This is a genomic window from Streptomyces sp. NPDC006510 (assembly GCF_040611955.1).
In the GTDB taxonomy this organism is placed as follows: domain Bacteria; phylum Actinomycetota; class Actinomycetes; order Streptomycetales; family Streptomycetaceae; genus Streptomyces.
On sequence record NZ_JBEXPH010000410.1, the window covers coordinates 1 to 2,310 of the forward strand.

Sequence of the window (2,310 nt, forward strand, 5' to 3'; positions counted from 1 at the left end):
GGGCGCGGAGCGCCGTCCGCTCCCCGGAGTGACGTTTCGGCCGTTGACCGGCTGCCTCAGCTCTTCTCGCGCACCTCGGCGGGGGTCGGGGCCGTACCGCCGAGATGGGCGGGCACCCACCAGGTGTCGCTCGCGTCCTTCGGGCGCACGGGGTAGGCGCGCTGGGCCGCCTCCAGGAGCTCCTGGACCCGCTCCCGCAGCCTCCGGGTGATCGCGCCCGCGTACTGGTCGGTGGGCGCCTCCACGGGCTCGCCGACCCGGATCGTCACCGGCACGTGGTTGCGCTTCAAATTGCGCGGCCGGCCCTTGGTCCACAGCCGCTGTGTCCCCCACAGCGCCATCGGGATCAGCGGTACGCCGGCCTCCTGGGCCAGCCGGGCGGCGCCCGACTTGAAGCTCTTCAGCGTGAACGACTCCGAGATGGTGGCCTCGGGAAACACGCCGACGATCTCGCCCGAGCGCAGCGAGGCGAGTGCGTGCGCATACGCGTCCTCGCCCTGCTTGCGGTCGACGGGGATGTGCTTCATGCCGCGCATCAGAGGTCCCGAGACCTTGTGCCGGAAGACCGATTCCTTCGCCATGAAGCGGACCAGCCGCTTCTGCGGCAGCGCCGCGAGCCCGGTGAAGATGAAGTCCAGATAGCTGATGTGGTTGCTTACCAGTACCGCGCCACCGGTCTTCGGGATGTGCTCGGAACCCTGAGTGTCGATCTTCAGGTCCAGCGCCTTGAAAAATGTACGAGCGGCGCCGACGACCGGCCGATAGACGAGTTCTGCCATCTGGGGAAGACCCTTCTTCAGCGCCTGAGGAGGGTTCTCCCGGCGGAAGTTACGCAGCCGTAGGTTTGCGGCATTGCGCCGATCGTGCCCCATGCGCGACGCGGTGGCCAGTCTCCGAGGGCTCGGGGCGCGAGATTCTCGTCACGTGGGACCTCCGGGAATGTCTCGCGGGCCCGTGGTGCTGACCTCTTGCGACGAGCTCTGACAGGAGGCCGAGGGTGGACGGGCAGACGTGTGGAGGGTCGCTGGACGCGGCCCGGCTCGGCGCCGAACTGGGGGAGCGGGCCACGCTGGTGCAGTTCTCCAGCGCGTTCTGCCAGCCCTGCCGGGCGACCCGCCGCACCCTCACCGAGGTGGCGCGCATGGTGGACGGCGTGGCCCATGTCGAGATCGACGCCGAGGCGCATCTCACGCTTGTGCGGGAGCTGGAGATCAGCCGGACGCCGACCGTGCTGGTCCTGGACGCGGCCGGCCGGATCGTCCGCCGGGCCGTCGGGCAGCCGCGCACCGTCGACGTGGTCGCCGCGCTGGGGCAGGCGATGTGACGGACCGTGACGCATCTCCCACATTGCGGGACGCTCTTGACTGCACCCACCACGCATCGTCAGTCTGACGCTATGCCGCCGGAACTCCTTCTCTACGGCCGGGTCCATGTGGATCTCGCCCGCAACGCGAGTGCGCGCTGTCCGGGTGCCCGAGCAACCACGGCCCCGTAAGCCTCTTCCGCAGAAGGACATGTCCATGACGGCTTCACCCGAGCTCGGTACCCCCCGCCAGGCTTCCCCCGAACTGCTCCGCTCGGTCTTCCGGCAGCATGCCGCCGGTGTGGCGGTGATCACCGCCGCAGGAGACCGGCCGGTCGGCTTCACCGCCACCTCCCTCAACTCCGTCGCCGCCGAACCGCCGCTGATCTCCTTCGGGGTCGGCACCTCGTCCTCCAGCTGGCCGGTCCTGGCCGAGGCCGAGCACATCGGCGTCCACATACTCGGCGAGCACCAGCAGGAGCTGGCCGCCACTTTCGCCCGCAGCGGCGCCGACCGGTTCGGCCCGTCCACCTTTTGGCGCAGTGGGCCCGAAGGAGTGCCGCTGCTCGACGGCGTACTGGCGTGGCTGGTGTGCCGCGTGGTCGCCCGTGTCCCGGCGGGGGACCACCGCATCGTGATCGCGCAGGCCGTGGTCGGCGATCCGGCCGGCGGCGGCCGGCCGCTGGTCTATCACCAGGGTCGTTTCAACGCTCTGCGAGACTGACTCCACCCGGGCGGCACATGGGCGCCGTACGTTGGGCAGATCACAGTTCCAAGCGCTTGCTCATAAGTGGGCCACTGGGTGTACTGGCTAGTAATATTTCCGGTCGGGGCGTCGGTCGCCCCGACCGGAATCCGCCCCATCAGGCGCCTATGCTGCCTGCTACAAGGCAGCCCGGAAATGACGATGCAGTAGGAGAGCCGGCGTGAGCTTGAGGATCGTTGTCTGTGTGAAGTACGTGCCCGACGCCACCGGTGACCGGCATTTCGCCGATGATCTGACGGTG

At 69.0% G+C, this 2,310-nt stretch carries 3 protein-coding genes and 1 pseudogene; 3 read left to right on the top strand and 1 reads right to left on the bottom strand.

Features of this window, described 5'->3' with window-relative positions:
• Positions 1 to 56: 56 nt before the first annotated feature.
• Positions 57 to 779, bottom strand: a complete 723-nt coding sequence (locus tag ABZY11_RS43990; protein ID WP_356484549.1) for a lysophospholipid acyltransferase family protein — start codon at positions 777 to 779, stop codon at positions 57 to 59.
• A 218-nt stretch (positions 780 to 997) separates the two neighbouring features.
• Here ABZY11_RS43990 and ABZY11_RS43995 point away from each other — a divergent pair, with 218 nt between their 5' ends.
• From ABZY11_RS43995 to ABZY11_RS44005, 3 genes and pseudogenes are all read left to right on the top strand, one after another.
• Positions 998 to 1,324 carry a thioredoxin family protein gene (locus ABZY11_RS43995; RefSeq protein ID WP_356484550.1) on the top strand — a complete coding sequence of 109 codons (327 nt, stop codon included), beginning with the start codon at positions 998 to 1,000 and terminating at the stop codon, positions 1,322 to 1,324.
• Between the two features lie 196 nt (positions 1,325 to 1,520).
• The gene (locus ABZY11_RS44000; RefSeq protein WP_356484551.1) at positions 1,521 to 2,027 is read left to right on the top strand and encodes a flavin reductase family protein; all 507 of its coding nucleotides are present in this window, start codon (positions 1,521 to 1,523) and stop codon (positions 2,025 to 2,027) included.
• Between the two features lie 202 nt (positions 2,028 to 2,229).
• Positions 2,230 to 2,310: pseudogene (locus ABZY11_RS44005) on the top strand (electron transfer flavoprotein subunit beta); the annotation flags it as partial.